We start from the raw sequence: 1841 nt of genomic DNA on the forward strand, positions 1-1841 counted from the left end.
GAGGCTGGGACATAACTCAGTAGATTTATAAGAAAGAGGCCACCTGGCGCGACTCGTTCGCGCCAGGTGGCCTCTTCTCCTTTTTATGGGTTCGTACGCACATTTCGATATAAACAGATAGGGGCGACCTCTGATAAAGTTAAAGTGACCAAACCATAACCTTGGAGGTGCCCCTATGTACAAAGAGTATACCATGAACCAGTTGGTTTTGCCCCTAGATTTAGAAGTGCGGCTCCCGGAGAACGACATCGCCTTCGCCGTCCACGACCTCGTCGAACAGATCCCGGACGAGGCGTTCGAGACGTTCTGGCGAACGACGGGTTGCCCGGCCTATCACCCGCGGATGATGATGAAGATCGTCCTCTGCGCGTACACGCAGTCCGTGTTCTCGGGCCGGAAGATCGAGGGCCTTCTCAAGGACAGCCTGCGCATGATGTGGCTCGCCCAGGGACACGAGCCGAGCTATCGGACGATCAATCGGTTCCGAGTCCATCCGGCCGTCGCCCCGATCCTGAAATCCGCCTTCGTCACGTTCCGTTGCCACCTCGTCGAGGCGGGTGAAATCGATCAGGAGGCGATCTTCATCGATGGCACGAAGCTCGAGGCGAACGCGAACCGATACACCTTCGTCTGGAGGAAGGCCGTCGAGAAATACAGCGCCGCACTCGTCGAGAAGTCGAACCGGCTGTACGAGGAGCTGATGGCCGAAAAGGTCATCCCAGAGATCGAGTGCGAGAGCCCGGAGGCGCTCTCGGTCGAAGAACTCGAGGAGGTCGCGGCGCGACTCGGGGAAAAGGTCGACGCGATCGATGAGGAAATCGCGTCGACGACCGACGTCGAGGAACGCAAACGACTGCGCGCTAAACGCAAGGAACCCCGCCGCCTCCGCAAGCAGGCCTCCGACTTCGCTGCCCGGAAACGCCGATACGAGGAACACATGGCCGCCTTCGGCACGCGGAACAGTTACTCGAAGACCGACAGGGATGCGACGTTCATGCGGATGAAGGATGATCACATGAAGAACGGACAATTGAAGCCCGGCTACAATGTCCAGATCGCGACCTCGGGCCAGTACACGCTGGCGTATGACGTCTTTCCGAACCCGACCGACATGAGGACGTTGGCCCCGTTCCTCGACGAGGTCGAAACGTTCCTCGAGTTACCCGCCTACATCGTCGCCGATGCGGGATATGGGAGCCAGCCGAACTACACGGACATCCTCGAGCGCCGGGGGCGCGTTCCCTTGATCCCGTACACGATGTACCGGAAGGAACAGAAGAAGAAGTGGCGCGAGAACCCGTTCAACATCTCGAACTGGGCGTACGACAGGGAATCCGATACGTTCACCTGCCCGGACGGGAGACGGCTCCCGTTCAGCCACGAATCCCGTAAGACCGACAGGGACGGGTTCGTCCGCGAGTCCCGCATGTATCTGAGCGAGGACTGCGGCGGGTGTCCGTTCCGCGACCTGTGCACAAAGGCCGAGGAAGGGAGCCACCGCCAGGTCGGTGTGAACGTGGCCTGGGAAGAACAAAAGCATATGACGAGAACGCTGCTTTCGGATGAGAAAACGGGTGCCCTCTACGCCAGACGCAAGACGGACGTGGAACCAGTTTTTGGATATCTGAAGGCCAATTTGGGTTTCACCCGCTTCTCCGTCAGGGGAAAACAGCGCGTGAGACGCGAGCTCGGCTTCGCGCTCATGGCGGTGAACCTGCGGAAGTTCATCGCCACCGTTGTCGCCCGAAGTACAAAGAAGGGGTCCGGTCACCGAAAATCGGTGACCGGACCCCTCTTTTTGATTGAAATACTTTAGAACTGGCTAGTTATGTCCCAGCCTC

At 58.7% G+C, this 1841-nt stretch carries 1 protein-coding gene; it reads left to right on the forward strand.

Features of this window, described 5'->3' with window-relative positions; translation table 11 throughout:
• Positions 1 to 175 precede the first annotated feature (175 nt).
• Positions 176 to 1816, forward strand: a complete 1641-nt coding sequence (locus KNP79_RS15515; RefSeq protein WP_251132999.1) for an IS1182 family transposase — start codon at positions 176 to 178, stop codon at positions 1814 to 1816.
• Positions 1817 to 1841: the final 25 nt, after the last annotated feature.

This window comes from Exiguobacterium sp. s7 (assembly GCF_018618195.1).
GTDB classification, from domain to species: domain Bacteria; phylum Bacillota; class Bacilli; order Exiguobacteriales; family Exiguobacteriaceae; genus Exiguobacterium; species Exiguobacterium mexicanum_A.